The sequence below is a fragment of the Thermocrispum municipale DSM 44069 genome, assembly GCF_000427825.1.
Classification (GTDB): Bacteria; Actinomycetota; Actinomycetes; order Mycobacteriales; family Pseudonocardiaceae; genus Thermocrispum; species Thermocrispum municipale.
In genome coordinates this window covers 312,086-328,800 of sequence record NZ_KE386593.1, presented here as the reverse complement: position 1 = coordinate 328,800, position 16,715 = coordinate 312,086, and the positions used below count along the sequence as shown (strand labels likewise).

Annotated in this window: 13 protein-coding genes and 2 tRNA genes; 14 read left to right on the top strand and 1 reads right to left on the bottom strand. The window is 67.8% G+C overall.

All coding sequences use genetic code 11. The features are described from left to right. Positions 1-79: 79 nt before the first annotated feature. On the bottom strand, positions 80-688 hold the full coding sequence (locus tag YWM_RS0116980) for a CGNR zinc finger domain-containing protein (RefSeq protein ID WP_028851703.1): 609 nt from the start codon (positions 686-688) through the stop codon (positions 80-82). A gap of 1,413 nt (positions 689-2,101) precedes the next feature. Between YWM_RS0116980 and dnaN the strand changes: the two genes are divergently transcribed. From dnaN to YWM_RS0116910, 14 genes are all read left to right on the top strand, one after another. Beyond that, complete coding sequence (dnaN, locus tag YWM_RS0116975; protein WP_028851702.1) at positions 2,102-3,226, top strand: DNA polymerase III subunit beta; 1,125 nt, start codon at positions 2,102-2,104, stop codon at positions 3,224-3,226. A 60-nt stretch (positions 3,227-3,286) separates the two neighbouring features. After that, positions 3,287-4,177, top strand: a complete 891-nt coding sequence (gnd, locus tag YWM_RS0116970; RefSeq protein WP_028851701.1) for a phosphogluconate dehydrogenase (NAD(+)-dependent, decarboxylating) — start codon at positions 3,287-3,289, stop codon at positions 4,175-4,177. Positions 4,178-4,210: 33 nt separating this feature from the next. Further along, a complete protein-coding gene (recF, locus tag YWM_RS0116965; protein WP_028851700.1) occupies positions 4,211-5,386 on the top strand; it encodes a DNA replication/repair protein RecF in 1,176 nt (391 codons plus the stop codon). A gap of 313 nt (positions 5,387-5,699) precedes the next feature. Further along, a complete protein-coding gene (locus tag YWM_RS26945; RefSeq protein ID WP_425426573.1) occupies positions 5,700-6,113 on the top strand; it encodes a DciA family protein in 414 nt (137 codons plus the stop codon). 300 nt (positions 6,114-6,413) lie between these two features. Beyond that, complete coding sequence (gene gyrB / locus YWM_RS0116955; RefSeq protein ID WP_028851698.1) at positions 6,414-8,375, top strand: DNA topoisomerase (ATP-hydrolyzing) subunit B; 1,962 nt, start codon at positions 6,414-6,416, stop codon at positions 8,373-8,375. A gap of 47 nt (positions 8,376-8,422) precedes the next feature. After that, a complete protein-coding gene (gene gyrA, locus YWM_RS24225; protein WP_043661437.1) occupies positions 8,423-10,927 on the top strand; it encodes a DNA gyrase subunit A in 2,505 nt (834 codons plus the stop codon). Further along, positions 10,924-11,649, top strand: a complete 726-nt coding sequence (locus YWM_RS26940; protein ID WP_028851697.1) for a DUF3566 domain-containing protein — start codon at positions 10,924-10,926, stop codon at positions 11,647-11,649. The genes gyrA and YWM_RS26940 overlap by 4 nt, the downstream gene beginning before the upstream one ends. A gap of 70 nt (positions 11,650-11,719) precedes the next feature. Then, positions 11,720-11,793, top strand: a tRNA-Ile gene (locus tag YWM_RS0116940). Between the two features lie 176 nt (positions 11,794-11,969). After that, positions 11,970-12,158 carry a DLW-39 family protein gene (locus YWM_RS0116935; protein ID WP_028851696.1) on the top strand — a complete coding sequence of 63 codons (189 nt, stop codon included), beginning with the start codon at positions 11,970-11,972 and terminating at the stop codon, positions 12,156-12,158. Positions 12,159-12,187: 29 nt separating this feature from the next. After that, positions 12,188-12,260, top strand: a tRNA-Ala gene (locus tag YWM_RS0116930). 87 nt (positions 12,261-12,347) lie between these two features. Then, positions 12,348-13,691 (top strand): tyrosine-type recombinase/integrase, encoded by a 1,344-nt coding sequence (locus tag YWM_RS0116925; RefSeq protein WP_028851695.1) that lies wholly within the window; start codon positions 12,348-12,350, stop codon positions 13,689-13,691. Positions 13,692-13,999: 308 nt separating this feature from the next. Beyond that, entirely contained in the window at positions 14,000-15,397 is a 1,398-nt protein-coding gene (locus YWM_RS0116920) for a helix-turn-helix domain-containing protein (RefSeq protein WP_028851694.1), read from the top strand. 15 nt (positions 15,398-15,412) lie between these two features. Continuing rightward, entirely contained in the window at positions 15,413-16,321 is a 909-nt protein-coding gene (locus tag YWM_RS0116915; RefSeq protein ID WP_028851693.1) for an NAD-dependent epimerase/dehydratase family protein, read from the top strand. Next, complete coding sequence (locus tag YWM_RS0116910; protein WP_028851692.1) at positions 16,318-16,530, top strand: helix-turn-helix domain-containing protein; 213 nt, start codon at positions 16,318-16,320, stop codon at positions 16,528-16,530. The genes YWM_RS0116915 and YWM_RS0116910 overlap by 4 nt, the downstream gene beginning before the upstream one ends. The last annotated feature ends 185 nt before the right edge of the window (positions 16,531-16,715 follow it).

The following is a 16,715-nucleotide window of genomic DNA, read 5'->3' as shown; positions in this document are numbered from 1 at the left end:
CCCCTATATAAGTACTGTCACCGACGTACGCCTGACAGTATCTATATAGGGCTCGTACGGAACCCCTATATAGATACTGTCAACGCGGATCGTCATTCCGCGTACGCGAGCGGAAAGCTCGCACCTTCTCTCTGTTGCCACACCGCCGCATCGAGCACCATCGCCGATTGCCCGGCCGCGAGGTGTCGAGGAACAACAGCGAACAATCCTCACCCGCACACTCCCGAAGCCGGCTCACGCTTCCGCCGATCACGTCGATCGCATCGCGCGCGATGGTGCCGAGCACTTGCTCACCGGTCATCGGCGCCCATCGCACCGTTCGGGTCGACGGCTCGAGTTCGGGGTGAATCGAGTCCTGTGCGTAGTCGTTGATCGCCTCCAGCTGCTCCGGCGCCGGGTCGCCGCCACGCGCGAGCGTCGTCATGACGCGCCACGCGATGTCTCGCAGCTCCTTGATCCGCCGTAGCTCCGACGGCCGCACATCGACCTGGCGCCGGTGAACCTCCGCGGTCCGCGCCAGCCGCGACTCGGTCAGCCATCCGACGAGATCCGCGGGGGTGCGCAGCAGCTCCGGCCGACCGGACTCAGCCGGGCCGCCGGTCAACAACAGCTCCAAACACAAGCTGCCGGGATCGAACAGCCACCGCTGGCCATCCGCACCGGTGACCATCCTTGTGCCGGCATTCATGTAACCACTATATTCGGTTTCTGACACCGGTTTAACCAGTTACGCGAGGAGTGTAGGTGCGGTCAGCCGTCGCGAGCGAGTTCGCCGCCCACGGACGGCTCGGGACGGGGAGTGGGAACACGGGAGGACAGGCGACCGCGCAGCGGGACGGGAACGTCCCGACCGGTGCGGTGGCGGGGCAAGCGATGCCGGGCGGGACATTCACCCCTGTTGCGACATCCGGCAGCAAGACACCGGCCGGGAGATCCACGTCCGACGCGGCGGCCGCCAGGGAGATGCCGGGCGGCAAGTTCACCTCGGACGCGGCGGCCGGCTGGGCCGTGCCAAGCCGACGGTGACCGGAGCGGTGTCCCGCCGGGAGGTGCCGAGCCGGGGACGTTCAACTCGCGTGCTTCCGAGCGGGGCGGTGCAGGTCGAGGAATTCCCGCTCCGCAAGCTCGCGGCCCGGACGATCCGGAACGACGAATTCGCGGCCACCGCCCCAGTGGTCACCCCGAGCCGGCTCGCGGGCTACTCGCCAAGCGCGGCTTCAGACCGGCGGGGCTCGGTCGACGGATCGTCACCGGAACCTTGGCCAACGCGGATGCGACCCGCACGAGATTCAGCAACAGCCACCCGCAGTGCGCTCGCTCGGCGGTGCGCACGGGACGCGGAGACCGCGGCTCCGCTCCTGAGGGCCGCCGGAATCAACCCGTCCGGACGGCTCAGCACACCCCGCAGGGTCGGTTCATCCACAGCGACTGCCACGCGAACCCGATCACGCCGCGGCCCGACGCCGTTGGGAAACCCATCGCGAGCCACACCGCGCCGCATACCCAACGCCTGCAGGCGCCGACACGCCTCTGGAGCAGGGAAAACACGGCGTTTTGGAAGCGCTCAGCGGCCCGTGATCAAGTCGACACGCCGAAAGAACGCCAACATCACCTGAGAGGGGGATTTCCATCTCGTCCCTTGACCCGCCGCCGTCAACAGGCCAGTACCCCACAACTGGGGACAACTCTGTGGATAACTGTGGAGAACCGGTGGACCGACGGTGGACATCTCCGACCGCCGGCGAGTTCTCCACCGCCGCGGCGCGCTGTCCACCCAACCGTTCGGCTACCTATGCACAGCCGCCGACACGCTCTCACGTGCGCCAAGGGGTAGTTCTCCACAGAACTCACACCCCCTACTACTACGGCGGTATTTCTTTCTCATTCACAAAAAATCCCAAATTCGGCAACGTTCGCGCTTTTCTGGGGACAACTCGCCGCCAACCCCGCCCACCGACCGCCAGGGCCGAGATGACGGCACGGCACCGGACGTTCTACCGTTGGAAGTCCGCACGGAAGGTGGGTCGATCGCTGGGGAGCCACCTGTCGTGCAAGACGTCTGCTGCGCCGAGATGCCTCGGCTGTCGGGAAAGGGTGACGCATGAAGATCCGCGTCGAGCGTGACAACCTCGCCGATGCCGTTGCCTGGGTCGCCAAGAGCCTGCCCGCTCGACCATCCGTGCCGGTGCTTGGCGGAGTGTTGCTCGACGCTGGTGGGGACGACGCCCTGACCGTCTCCGGTTTCGACTACGAAGTCTCCGCGACGGTCAGCGTCGCGGCCACGATCGCCGAAGAAGGAAAAGTGCTGGTCTCCGGCCGATTACTGGCCGACATCACCAAAGCGTTACCCGCCCAGCCGGTGGACATCGCGGTGGACGGATCCCGTGTCGGGATCAGCTGCGGCAGCGCGCGGTTCAGCCTGCCGACCATGCCGGTCGAGGACTACCCACAGCTGCCCGCCCAACCCCAGTTCGTCGGCGAGCTGGACGGCCAGGCATTCGGCGAAGCGGTCTCGCAAGTCGCCGTCGCGTCCGGCAAGGACGACACCCTGCCGATGCTGACCGGCATGCGGCTGGAGATCTCCGGCGAGACGCTGACCATGGTGGCCACCGACCGGTTCCGGTTGGCCATGAAGGAGTTCACCTGGAAGCCGGCCGACGGTGTCACCGACGCCGCCGTGCTGGTGCCTGCCAAAACGCTCTCCGAGGCGGCCCGCTCGCTGGGCTCCGCCGGCACGACCGTGCGCCTCGGGCTGTCCAGCGGCGAAGGGATGCTCGGCCTTGCCAGGGCGGACCGGCACACCACGACCCGGTTGCTCGACGCGGAGTTCCCGCCGTACCGCAAGCTGCTTCCCTCCCAGTACACCTCCCGCGCCGAACTGGAGGTGCCGGCGCTGACCGAGGCGATCAAGCGCGTCTCGCTGGTCGCCGAGCGCGGTACGCAGGTCAGGCTGGAGTTCTCCGAAGGGTCGCTGAAGCTGGCCGCGGGCGGGGACGACGAAGGCTCGGCCGAGGAAGAGCTGCCGGTGGCTTACGAAGGTGAGCCGGTGATCATCGCGTTCAACCCCGGCTACCTGCTCGACGGGCTCTCCGCGCTGCCGAGCGACCGGGCCGAGCTGACCTTCACCACGCCGAACCGGCCCGCGTTGATCAAGCCCCTCGACGACGAGGGCAAGGTGGCGGCCGGGTATCTCTACCTGTTGATGCCGGTTCGCCTGCCGGGCTGATCGCCGCCCACCGCGGCCGCATTAGTGTCGGGGCTGACCGGCCACGAACGGAGGGTTCACATGGTGCAGCTGGGCTTGATCGGCCTCGGCAAGATGGGTTCGGGAATGCGCGCGCGGCTGGAAGCCGCCGGCCACCAGGTGGTGGGCTTCGACCGCAATCAGGACGTCTCCGACACCTCGTCGCTGGCAGACCTGGTGGCGTCGCTGGACCGCCCACGCATGGTCTGGGTCATGGTGCCCGCCGGTGACGCGACCCGGCAGACGATCGCCGAGCTGGCCGACTTGCTCGACGAAGGCGACCTGGTCATCGAAGGCGGCAACTCCCGCTTCACCGACGACGCGGCCAACGCCGAGAAGCTCGCCACGAAGGGCGTCGGGTACATCGACGCAGGCGTCTCCGGTGGCGTCTGGGGCAAGGACAACGGCTTCGGCCTCATGGTCGGCGGCCTGCCCGAGGACGTGGAACGCGCGATGCCGATCTTCGACGCGCTCCGCCCGGAAGGCCCGCGCGAGGAAGGGTTCGCGCACGCGGGAGGTGTCGGCGCCGGGCACTTCGCCAAGATGGTGCACAACGGCATCGAGTACGGGCTGATGCAGGCTTACGCCGAGGGCTACGAGTTGTTGGCCGCGTCCGAGCAGGTCACCGACGTGCCCGCGGTGCTCAAGGCGTGGACGCGCGGCACGGTCGTGCGCTCGTGGCTGCTGGACCTGCTGGTCAGGGCGCTGGAGGAGGACCCGGAACTGAGCCAGCTCCGCGGTTACGTCAACGACTCCGGCGAGGGCCGCTGGACGGTCGAGGAAGCGATCAACCACGCGGTGCCGGCGCCGGTCATCTCGGCCGCGCTGTTCGCCCGGTTCGCCTCGCGGCAGGAGGACTCCCCGGCCATGAAGGCGGTCGCCGCGCTGCGTAACCAGTTCGGCGGACACGCCGTCAGCAAAGCAGGAGAGTGACGCCACCCGCGGTGCACGGAACCTGCTGAGCCGATGTATCTGAGACACCTGCAGGTCGAGGACTTCCGGTCCTGGAAACACGCCGACCTGGCCCTCGAGCCGGGCGCCACGGTGCTGGTCGGACTCAACGGTCGCGGCAAGACCAACCTGCTGGAAGCGGTCGGCTACCTGGCCACGTTGGGCTCGCACCGGGTGGCCACGGACGCTCCGCTGATCAGGCACGGCTGCGACCGCGCGATCGTGCGCGCCGCGGTCGTCAACGGCGATCGCGAGCTGACCGTCGAGCTGGAGATCAACGCCGGACGAGCCAACCGCGCGCGAGTCAACCGCGGCCAGCCCGGTCCGCCGCGATCGGTGCTGGGCATTCTGCGCACGGTGTTGTTCGCACCCGAGGACCTGGCCCTGGTCAAAGGCGACCCGGCGGAGCGCCGCAGGTTCCTCGACGATCTCCTGGTGCAGCGCGCGCCCAGGTACGCCGGTGTGCGAGCGGACTACGACAAGGCGCTACGGCAACGAAATGCGCTGCTGAAGACGGCGGGCAAGCGCGGGCGCAGCGGCCGGGACGATCCGTACGCGCTGAGCACCCTGGACGTGTGGGACGGCCAGCTCGCGGAGGCGGGGGCGCAGCTGCTCGCCGGCCGGTTGGACCTCGTCGCCGACCTCACCCCGCATGCCGCGGCCGCGTATTCCGGTGTAGCGGGGTCGGCCGCGGTGGGACGCGAGGCGTCGTTGACCTACCGATCCAGCCTGGGTGATGCGCTGCCTGAGGGATACGGCGTTCCGGACGGCAAGCGGGCCGAGGAAGGAGTGGCCGAACTGCGAGACGTGCTCCTGTCGGCGCTCCAGCGGGCGCGCGACACGGACCTGGAACGCGGAGTCAGTACCGTTGGTCCCCACCGCGACGAGCTGGACTTGCGGCTCGGTGAATCGCCGGCGCGCGGGTACGCCAGCCACGGTGAGTCGTGGTCGTTCGCACTGGCCCTGCGGCTCGGGTCGTACGAGCTGCTGCGGGACGATGCGGGCGACCCCGTGCTGATGCTCGACGACGTCTTCGCTGAACTCGACCGCGACCGTCGTGCCCGGCTCGCAGAGGTCGCTGCCGACGCGGAACAGGTGCTCGTCACCGCCGCGGTCGACGAGGATGTGCCGAGTGAACTGACCGGCACCCGCTACCGAGTCAGCGAAGGGAATGTTTCGCGTGAAACATGAGCGGGACCGATCACCGAGACAGACAGGTCTACCGCGGGTGACATCCTCCGAGCCCGCGGGTCACCCGGCTGGGGATAAAGCTGTGGATAGTGTGGATAACCCAGGGTATGAGTCGTCACCGTCGGCGAATCACGGACACGAAGGGCCACCGCATCACCCCACCGAGGGTGAACCGGCCACCGCAGGAAAACCCAAGGTAGAACGCCCTTCGGAGGACGGGTCCGGGCGCGATCTCGCGTTCGCCGCGCTGCAGGCCGCCCGGGAGGCATCCACACAGCGGCGCAACCAGCGGACCAATCGCGGATTCAAGGGTGTGAGTCCCCGCGAATTGCGCAGTCGTCGACGCCGGTGGTCCGGTCCCGGCCCGGACGACCGCGATCCACAGCCGGTGGGTCGCGTGCTGGAGCGGCTCACCCGTGAGCGCAAATGGCGAGCACACCTGGCGAACGGGTCGGTCTTCGGGGAATGGGCCCAGTTGGTCGGCGCCGAGGTCGCCGAACACGCCCAGCCCGTCGCACTGAAGAACGGCGAGCTCACCGTGCAGGCCGACTCGACGGCGTGGGCCACTCAGCTGCGGCTGCTCCAGGGCCAGCTCATCAACAAGATCGCCGCCGGGATCGGACCGGGCGTGGTGAAGCGCATCAAGATCAACGGACCCACCCGGCCGAGCTGGCGGCACGGTCCCCGGCACATCGCCGGGCGTGGCCCGCGCGACACGTACGGATAAAAGGAACGAATGGTCCCGCGCCGTTCGTTGTATTACCGGGGAGTGTCCTTCGGGCGACGATCACCGAACGTCGGCCAGCGCCTCGTGTGCCGCGAGTGGAGCCAGGGGTGCGGGTTCCCTACCGTGCTTGGTCGAATTCGGCGCTCTGTGGCGCTGTTAGGGGTGTCCTTGCCGCCCGTTCGCAAAGGTGGGCAAGTAGACTTGAGGTAGTGCGTCGGGCGCTGACCGGACATGACCCGCGCCCGTGAACATCTCGCCGCGTGACCGCTGCGGCGACGACCCAGGGAGACACCGGAGCAGGTGGCAGCCAAAAAGAACGAGTACAGCGCATCGTCCATCACCGTCTTGGAAGGCCTGGAGGCCGTACGCAAGCGGCCCGGCATGTACATCGGCTCTACCGGTGAACGCGGCCTGCACCACTTGATCTGGGAAGTCGTCGACAACGCGGTCGACGAGGCGATGGCCGGGCACGCCACGCGCGTCGAGGTCACGTTGCTTGCCGACGGCGGAGTGCGGGTCGAGGACGACGGCCGTGGCTTCCCCGTGGACGAGCATCCGACGATGAAGAAGCCGGGCGTCGAGGTCGCTCTCACGGTGCTGCACGCCGGCGGAAAGTTCGACAGCAAGTCGTACGCCGTCTCCGGTGGTCTGCACGGTGTCGGTGTCTCGGTGGTCAACGCGCTGTCGAAGCGCCTCGAGGTGGAGATCCACCGCGGCGGGGTCATCTGGACGCAGAAGTACGTCAACTCCGAGCCGGGGCCGTTGCAGAAGGAAGGCACCACCGACCGCACCGGGACGATCTTGTCGTTCTGGCCGGACGAGAACATTTTCGAGACGACCTACTTCAACACCGAGACGGTGGCCCGCCGGCTGCAGGAGATGGCGTTCCTCAACAAGGGCCTGACCATGGTGCTGCGCGACGAACGCCAGCCCGAGGAGGCCGAGGACGCCGAGGGGCAGCAGGCCGCGCTGAAGGAGCGCACCTACTACTACCCGGGCGGCCTGGAGGATTTCGTCAAGCACATCAACGCCAGCCGGGACACCGTGCACGACAAGGTCATCTCGTTCGAGGCCAAGGGTGACGGCCTGCAGGTCGAGGTGGCCATGCAGTGGAACACCGGCTACACGCCGTCGGTGTACACGTTCGCCAACACGATCAACACGCACGAGGGCGGCACGCACGAGGAAGGCTTCCGTGCGGCGCTGACCAGGGTGGTCAACGCCTACGCGCGGGACAAGAAGCTGCTCAAGGAGAAGGACGCCAACCTCACCGGTGACGACGTCCGGGAGGGCCTGGCGGCGATCGTGTCGATCAAGCTGGCCGAGCCGCAGTTCGAGGGCCAGACCAAGACCAAGCTGGGCAACTCGGAAGCCAAGTCGTTCGTCCAGACCACCACCAACGAGTGGCTGTCCGACTGGTTCGAGCGCAACCCGTCCGAGGCGAAGCTGATCATCTCCAAGGCGGTGTCGAGCGCCCAGGCCCGGCTGGCCGCCCGGAAGGCGCGCGAGCTGGTCCGCCGCAAGGGCGCGCTGGACATCGGCGGCCTGCCGGGCAAGCTGAAGGACTGCCGGTCGACCAAGCCGGAGGAGTGCGAGCTCTACATCGTGGAGGGTGACTCCGCGGGTGGTTCGGCGAAAGAAGGCCGGGACTCGATGTACCAGGCGATCCTGCCGATCCGCGGCAAGATCATCAACGTCGAGAAGGCCCGCATCGACAAGGTGCTGAAGAACAACGAGGTGCAGTCGCTGATCACCGCGTTGGGCACCGGCATCCACGAAGAGTTCGACATCACCAAGCTGCGGTACCACAAGATCGTGCTGATGGCCGACGCGGACGTGGACGGTAAGCACATCACCACGCTGCTGCTCACGCTGCTGTTCCGGTTCATGACACCGCTGATCGAGCACGGGCACGTCTACCTGGCGCAGCCGCCGCTGTACAAGATCAAGTGGCAGCGGGCCGAGCCGGAGTACGCCTACTCCGACCGCGAGCGCGACGGTCTGCTGGAGCGGGGCCTGGCGGCCGGCAAGAAGATCAACAAGGACGACGGCGTCCAGCGGTACAAGGGTCTCGGCGAGATGAACGCCGACGAGCTGTGGGAGACCACGATGGACCCGGACAACCGGCTGCTGCTGCAGGTGACCTTGGACGACGCAGCGACCGCTGACGAGCTGTTCAGCGTGCTGATGGGTGATGACGTGGAGTCCCGTCGTGACTTCATCACCCGCAACGCCCGCGAAGCCGGAATGCTCGACATCTGATCCGCCGCCTGGAACGTGCGCATCACTGGATATAAAGGAACGCTTTCGTGACTGAGACGCCGGAACGCAGCCGCATCGAACCTGTTGACATCCAGCAGGAGATGCAGAGCTCCTACATCAACTACGCGATGAGTGTCATCGTGTCGCGAGCTCTGCCGGATGTCCGCGACGGCCTCAAGCCGGTCCACCGCCGGGTGCTGTACTCGATGTACGACAGCGGCCTGCGGCCGGAGCGCAGCTACACCAAGTGCTCACGCATCGTCGGCGACGTCATGGGTAACTACCACCCGCACGGCGACTCGGCGATCTACGACACGTTGGTCCGGCTCGCGCAGCCGTGGTCGATGCGGTACCCGCTGGTCGACGGGCAGGGCAACTTCGGTTCGCCGGGCAACGACCCCGCGGCCGCCATGCGGTACACCGAGGCCAAGCTCACCCCGCTGGCCATGGAGATGCTGCGGGACATCGAGGAAGACACCGTCGACTTCGTCGACAACTACGACGGCAAGACCCTCGAGCCCACCGTGCTCCCGTCGCGGATCCCGAACCTGCTGGTCAACGGCGGTTCCGGCATCGCGGTGGGGATGGCGACCAACATCCCGCCGCACAACCTGCGCGAGGTCGCCGAGGCGGTCTACTGGGCGCTGGACAACTGGGAGGCCTCGGAGGACGAGACGCTGGCCGCGGTGATGCAGCGCATCAAGGGGCCGGACTTCCCGACCAAGGCGTTGATCCTCGGCACGTCGGGCATCGAGGACGCCTACCGCACCGGCCGCGGCTCGATCCGGATGCGGGCGGTCGTCGAGGTGGAGGAGGACTCCAAGGGCCGCGTCGCCCTGGTGGTCTCCGAGCTGCCGTACCAGGTCAACCCGGACAACCTCATCGAGAACATCGCGACGCTGGTGCGCGAAGGCAAGATCAGCGGCATCGCCGACATCGCCGACGAGTCGAACAAGCGCAGCGGCATGCGCATCGTGATCACGCTCAAGCGCGACGCGGTGCCGAAGGTCGTGCTGAACAACCTGTACAAGCACACCCAGCTGCAGCACAACTTCGGCGTCAACATGCTGGCGATCGTCGACGGCGTGCCCCGCACCCTGCGGCTGGACCAGATCATCCGGCATTACGTCAAGCACCAGGTCGACGTCATCGTCCGGCGCACCCGCTACCGGTTGCGCAAGGCCGAGGAGCGGGCGCACATCCTGCGTGGTCTGGTCAAGGCGCTGGACATGCTGGACGAGGTCATCGCGCTGATCCGGCGCTCGCCGAACACCGAAGAGGCGCGGTCCGGCCTGATGGCGTTGCTGGATGTCGACGAGATCCAGGCGACCGCGATCCTGGACATGCAGCTGCGCAGGCTGTCGGCGTTGGAGCGGCAGAAGATCATCGACGAGCTGGCCGAGATCGAGCGCACCATCGCTGACCTCGAGGACATCCTGGCCCGGCCGGAGCGGCAGCGCTCCATCGTCGGTGACGAGCTGCGGGAGATCGTCGACAAGCACGGCGACGACCGCCGGTCGCAGATCATCCCGTTCGACGGCGACGTGTCGATCGAGGACCTGATCGCCGTCGAGGACGTGGTCGTCACCATCACCCGCACCGGATACGCCAAGCGCACCAAGACCGACCTGTACCGGGCGCAGAAGCGTGGCGGCAAGGGCGTGCAGGGCGCGGCGTTGAAGCAGGACGACATCGTCCAGCACTTCTTCGTCTGCTCGACGCACGACTGGATCCTGTTCTTCACCAACAAGGGCCGGGTCTACCGGGCGAAGGCCTACGAGCTGCCGGAAGCCAATCGCGCGGCACGCGGCCAGCATGTGGCGAACCTGCTGGCGTTCCAGCCGGACGAGGAGATCGCCCAGGTCATCCAGATCCCGAATTACGAGGTCGCGCCGTATCTGGTGCTGGCGACCAAGGGCGGCCTGGTGAAGAAGTCCCGGCTGAGCGACTTCGACTCCAACCGCTCCGGTGGCCTGATCGCCATCAACCTGCGCGAGGGCGACGAACTGGTGGGCGCGCAGCTGGCCTCCGCGGAGGACGACCTGCTGTTGGTGTCGGCCAACGGTCAGTCGATCCGGTTCCACGCCAACGACGAGGTGTTGCGCCCGATGGGCCGGGCAACGTCCGGTGTGCTGGGCATGCGGTTCAACGACGGCGACGAGCTGTTGTCCATGACCGTGGTGCGGCCTGGCACCTATCTGTTGGTGGCCACCGCAGGCGGCTACGCGAAGCGGACCGCGATCGAGGATTACCCGGTGCAGGGCCGCGGCGGCAAGGGCGTGCTCACGTTGCAGTACGACGAGCGTCGCGGAAAGCTGGTCGCAGCGCTTATCGTGGACGCCGAGGACGAGTTGTTCGCCATCACGTCCAGCGGCGGTGTCATCCGCACGGCCGCCAAGCAGGTCCGCAAGGCGGGCAGGCAGACCAAGGGCGTGCGGTTGATGAACCTCGACGAGGGAACGACACTGCTGGCAGTGGCTCGCAACGCTGACGAGCCCAATGGGCAGGGCGAACCCGCGGAAGCGACGGACGCGACTAACGGAGAAGCATGACAGGCCCGGAGAATCCCAGCGGAGGAGCTCCCACCCACCAATCGGAGACACCTGCCGGCGGTGACGGGGCCGCGGGCAACGGGCCCGGTGCTCCCCCGTGGCAGCGGGTTTCCCGGGATGGTGGGTCGTCCGGATATGACGCCGGCGACGTCACGACGCACACTGGGGAGATACCGACCGTGAACGGGCCGGCGGCCCAAGGCATGTTCGACGGCGCGACGGTTGCCAACGCCGACCAGCGCACGGACTACTTGGAGCAGCCGAACACAGAGAAGGGGCCACGCAAGGTGGAGGCGGTCAGCCTGGGCACCAAGGGGCGTTCGGCCCCGTCGGCACTGCGAAGGCCGGGGCGCGGGCCGCGGCGCGCCAGCCTGATGGTCAAGCGCATCGACCCGTGGTCGGTGTTGAAGTTGAGCCTGGTGCTCGGCGTGGCCATGTTCCTGGTGTGGATGGCCGCGGTCGGCCTGCTCTACATCGTGCTGGACGGCATGGGCGTGTGGGACAAGCTGAACGGCACCTACACCTCACTGGTGTCCGGCGAGAGTGCGGACGCGGTGGCCGAGCCGCTGATCAGCGCGGGCCGGGTGTTCGGTGTCGCCGCCATCATCGGCATGGTGAACATCGTGTTGCTGTCGGCGTTGGCCACGGTGTCGGCGTTCATCTACAACGTGTCGGCCGACCTGGCCGGCGGCTTGGAGATCACCCTGTCCGAGCGTGAGTGAGCGGCGGGCGTGAGCGGGCCCCCGGGCGCGGGCGGCCTCAGCCGGTGCGGTACTCTCACAAATGTCGCAAGGGCCTATAGCTCAGGCGGTTAGAGCGCTTCGCTGATAACGAAGAGGTCCCTGGTTCAAGTCCAGGTAGGCCCACCCCGAGACGACGAACCCCCTGACGAGTGGTGTCAGGGGGTTTCTTCGTGCGACTCGGCAGTGCCGGTCGCATGGCCCGACGCGGTTCACGCACAGCAAACGGGGTTGTTGCCCGACGCCGTTCGCGGTACAGGTAGCATCGTCACGTTGGTGAGGCGTTGAGGAGGCAAACGGGGATGAAGAAGCTTTTGGCCATCGCCGCCGTGGTTGGCGTGTTGTTCGCTATCAAGCGGAGCAAGGACGCCAAGGCCGACGCAGACCTGTGGCGTGAGGCCACCGCGCCGTCCACCACCCCCGGGGCGAACAGCTCCAACGGCTCGACGCCGGCCGCGACGACCCGGCACGGTTCGGCCAGCCAGAACTGACTTCCACGCGGGTCTCGAGCCCGCGTTTCGGGGCCGTAGCTCAATTGGTAGAGCGCTGCTTTTGCAAGGCAGAGGTCAGGGGTTCGATTCCCCTCGGCTCCACAAGTTCTGACCAGCGCAAATGCTGGTGCACGAGTCCCCAGGCTCGACGTGATGGGACCCACGGTGGGTGCGGGTATCCTGTTAGCCGTGGCAAGACGCACCCAGGGACGGTCCCGTAACCGCGGCACGATCGAGCGCCGTGGCAACTCCCTGCGCGTGAAGGTCTACGCCGGCACCGATCCGCTGACCGGTAAGAGGCTGTACCTCCGCGAGTCGACGACCGACGAGAAGGAGGCCGAGCGCATCCTCACGCGGCTGCTCGCGCAGGTGGACGCCGAGCGGCACGCCAAGACGAACGCGACGCTGAGCGTCGCCGTAGATGAGTGGCTCAGGACGCTGGAGGTCGAGGAGTCGACCCGCGAGGCGTACGAGATGTACGCCCGCCGGTACATCAAGCCAGCGCTCGGCAAGGAGCGGGTGGGCAAGGTCTCAGCCCGCGTGCTCGAGCAGTTCTACGCCGAGCTTCGCCGGTGCCGGGCGCGGTGCGACGGTAGGCCGTTCATCGAGCACCGCGTCGACGGCGAGCACGAGTGCCGCGAGGTCCGGCACCGCCGACCGCCAGGCCGACCGCCCGCTGGTGGCTATCCGCCGCACGACTGTGCCGAGGCCGGCTGCAAGGTCTTGGAGTGCCGTCCGCACGAGTGCAGGCCACTGGGCAACGCGACGATCTCGAAGATTCACTTCATGCTCAGCGGCACGTTCGCGGCCGCGGTCCGGTGGGAGTGGATCGATTCGAACCCGGCCGAGGTAGCGCGCAAGCCGCGGCAGCCAGCGCCGCAGCCGACCCCGCCGACAGTCGAGCAGGCAGCCCGGATCATCGACGCGGCGTGGGGTCAGGACGAGGCGTGGGGAACGCTGGTTTGGCTGGTCATGGTGACCGGCATGAGGCGCGCCGAGGTGCTCGCGCTGCGCTGGAGCGACGTGGACCTCGCCGCCGGGTACATCACCGTGCGCCGCAACTATGTTCGCGCCGCCGGTCGATCGTTCGAGAAGGACACCAAGACGCACCGTATGCGCCGAGTGTCGCTCGACCCGGCGACCGTCGAGGTTCTGCAGGAGCACCGCGCGCGATACGAGGACGCGGTGCAGCAGCTCGGCGTTGAGCCGAGCGACGAGGCGTTTATGTTCTCCTACCAGCCGACGTACGACCGGCCGTGTGATCCAAGTGGTGTCACACACCGCTACGCCCGTATGTGCGCCGAGCTGGGCATCGACACCCACCTACACGCCTTACGGCACTACGCCGCGACCGAGCTGCTCACCGCCGGCGTCGACCTCCGCACGGTGGCCGGCCGTCTCGGCCACGCCGGCGGAGGCGCCACCACTCTCCGCGTCTACGCCGCCTGGGTCGGCGAAGCCGACCGCCGCGCCGCCGACATCCTCGGCAGCCGCATGCAGCGGCCTCCGAGGGCAGTGAGCGACGAGTGCTAACACGGACGGATGATCACAGCTGGGGCATGTCAGGAAGACACATTGATTGAGGAACATCTCAGGTTAGTGACAAAACCCCGACCGCAAGAACGACTCTGACGTCGTTGTCCAGCGTCGAGGGATGACCGTAGGTTTTTCCTCTTCGGGTGAAGTGGCCCAGGACGGGGCTGCATCCCCGTCCTGGGCGGGTGCATCAGGTGGAGTCCCAGATGCGATCTCAGCGTATGCCGCCGACGGACCGGGCGCACTGGTCGCCCTGAGTGTGGCCGTCCCCGTACCCTCGTAGCTGATCGACACGGGAGGAGCGCATGGCCACTGAGCGTCCGCGGGACGGTTCGAACCTGGGCAGCGTGATCCAGACCTATATGCGCGCGCACGGTGTGTCCACGCACGCCGAGATGGCGTCGATCCTGGGTATCGACCGGACGCTCGTGTCGAAGTACATCTCTGGCGCTCGCCGGTGCCACGACGTCACGCAGCTGCGGCGGTTCGCCGCGGCGATGGACGTGCCGCCCTCGCGGTTCGGCCTCATGGACGAGCCCGACGAGGCCGCGGCCGACGAAGGCGCGTCGAGCGAAAAGAACGAGCGCTGGAAGGCCGTCCGGCAGACGCTGAACAAGAATCGGCACGCCCTGTCGAAGGTCGCCGCGGACCTGTACTGGGACCCCATCCGTATCGAGGGCACTACCTGCATCACCGTGCCGGAGTGGATGCCGGCCGAGCCGGTCGACCTGAGCGCGATCGAGCTCTCTTGGGCGGGCGAGACCGCACCGCCGCCGATCACCGCGACCGACCCGGAGGCGGCGCCCTACCGCGGCCAGGCCGTCGACGGGCGGCCGTACAACCGCTACAGCCAGGCGATCCGGGCGCTCGCGCGGCCGACGCTGTTCGACAACCGCGGCTCCTACCGCCTACTTGACCTGCAGTGGGACTCGGCCGGCGGCCGAATGCGGTTCGGCTACACCACGTACTTCGACATGATCGACGTGTGCGAGGTGATGGCGCACGAGCTCGCCGACGCGTGGATGAACGCCGACGGCGACAAGGTGACGCTCGACGACCTACCGTTCCGCCAGCACGTCGGCGACCTGTTCAACCTCGCACGCCGGACCGTGCTGCCCAGCATCAACACGCTGACCATCCGCCGCGGCCCGGAAGGCGATTCGTTCTTCCTGCACCGGCGAGGCAAGGCCCACGTCGCCGTCGCGGGCGGAACCTCGCACGTCATCCCGGCCGGCGTGTTCCAGCCGTCCGGCATCGCGCCGTGGAACATGGCCGGCGACTTCGACCTCTGGCGGAGCATCCTGCGCGAGTACTCCGAGGAGATGCTCGGGAACCCGGAGCACGACGGCAGCAGCGGCGCGCCGATCGACTACGGCACCGAGGAGCCGTTCCGCACCCTCAACGAGGGCCGCCGCCACGGCAAAGTGCGCCCGTGGTGTCTCGGGGTCGGGATCGACCCGCTCGTTCCGGCCGGTGAGATTCTTACGGTCAACGTGATCGACGCCGACGTGTTCGACGCGGCTTTCGGCCGCATGGTGGCCCGCAACGCCGAGGGCGACCTGTACCCGTCCGAGGACGGTTCGGTCGGCATCGCGTGGAATGCACGCAACGTGCGCAAGGCTCAGACCGAGGAGCCGCTCGCCAGCGCGGCGGCCGCGTGTATCGCACTCACGTGGAAGTACCGCGATCTCATTCTCGGGTGAGTAGGAGCGACGGTCGTGAATGTTCTCGTCACCGGTGCCGGCGGCTATCTCGGCCGCGCGACGGTCGCCGCCCTGCGCGCCGCCGGGCACACGCCGGTGGCCCTGCTGCACAGCCAGGCAGCCGAGCTCGAGGACACCGCGACGTACGTCGGCGACCTCACCGAGCCCGCGACACTCGCCGAGCCGCTGCGCGGCATCGACGTCGTGTGTCACCTTGCCGGGCTGACCCGCGCTCGCGAGTCGTGGGAGCAGCTGGAGCGGTACTTCCAGGTCAACGTCTGCGGCACGCTGAACCTCCTCGCCGCCATGCTCCGCGCCGACGTCCGCCGCATCGTGTTCGCGTCGACGGGCGCGATCTACGGCTCGCCGCCCGAGCAGCCGATGCACGAGGACCTGCCCGACGACATCCCGCACCCGTACGCAGCGAGCAAGAGGGCGGCCGAGCTCGCCATCGAGTCGCACGCCGACGCGGGGAAGATCGGCGCGGCCATCATCCGCCTGTTCAACGTGGCAGGCGGCCACGACCCCGACGAGACCCGGATGGTCCCGCGCGCACTTGCCGCCGCGGCTGGACAGGCGCCGCGCTTCCCGGTCAACGGCGACGGGTCCGCCGTCCGTGATCTCCTGCATGTGGACGATGCCGCCGCCGCGTTCGCGGCCGCCTGCGCGCACACCCCACCGCCGGGCACGTGGAGGCGGTTCAACGTCGGCAGCGGCCGAGGCTCCAGCGTGCTCGACGTCGTGGCCGCCGCCGAGCGTGTGACAGGACGTCACATCGAGGTCGAGCACCGGCCGGCCGCGGCCGAACCCCCCGCGCTGATTGCCGACCCGTCTCGCGCGATCGCGGAACTCGGCTGGAAGCCGACCCGCTCGTCGCTAGAGCAGATAGTCGCGGACGCCTGGTCGGCGCTGGAGCGAGCATGACCGCGACGAAGCCCAGCCCCGACGCCGAGTGGTGGACGACGTCCGACGTAGCGGCCTACCTGGGAGTTCGTGTCGCGACGATCAGCGCGTACCGCAACCGCGGTCAGATGCCGGCACCCGACCACAAGATCGGCCGAACGCAGCTGTGGCGGCCGCAGACCATCATCGCGTGGCACGAGCGCAGGCCCGGTAGCGGCTACTGGCGCTGACAACTCCTCACCTCGACACTTCGCCAGCGACTGGCACAATACAAACTCACTTTGTATTGTGTGGGTGTGACGGATTGTCCCCCGACAGTGCCTCCGCTGGCTGGAGTCTTGGAGTTGTCAGCCACGGACTGACTGTCTGAAAAGGACACGACGTCCGCACCACGGTTGACCTGACCGATGCGCGG

Excerpts from the sequence above, each read along its gene's own strand:
- YWM_RS0116980 (WP_028851703.1), bottom strand. The coding sequence starts at position 688 with ATGAATGCCGGCACAAGGATGGTCACCGGTGCGGATGGCCAGCGGTGG.
- dnaN (WP_028851702.1), top strand. The coding sequence starts at position 2,102 with ATGAAGATCCGCGTCGAGCGTGACAACCTCGCCGATGCCGTTGCCTGG.
- gnd (WP_028851701.1), top strand. The coding sequence starts at position 3,287 with ATGGTGCAGCTGGGCTTGATCGGCCTCGGCAAGATGGGTTCGGGAATG.
- recF (WP_028851700.1), top strand. The coding sequence starts at position 4,211 with ATGTATCTGAGACACCTGCAGGTCGAGGACTTCCGGTCCTGGAAACAC.
- YWM_RS26940 (WP_028851697.1), top strand. The coding sequence starts at position 10,924 with ATGACAGGCCCGGAGAATCCCAGCGGAGGAGCTCCCACCCACCAATCG.
- YWM_RS0116935 (WP_028851696.1), top strand. The coding sequence starts at position 11,970 with ATGAAGAAGCTTTTGGCCATCGCCGCCGTGGTTGGCGTGTTGTTCGCT.
- YWM_RS0116920 (WP_028851694.1), top strand. The coding sequence starts at position 14,000 with ATGGCCACTGAGCGTCCGCGGGACGGTTCGAACCTGGGCAGCGTGATC.
- YWM_RS0116910 (WP_028851692.1), top strand. The coding sequence starts at position 16,318 with ATGACCGCGACGAAGCCCAGCCCCGACGCCGAGTGGTGGACGACGTCC.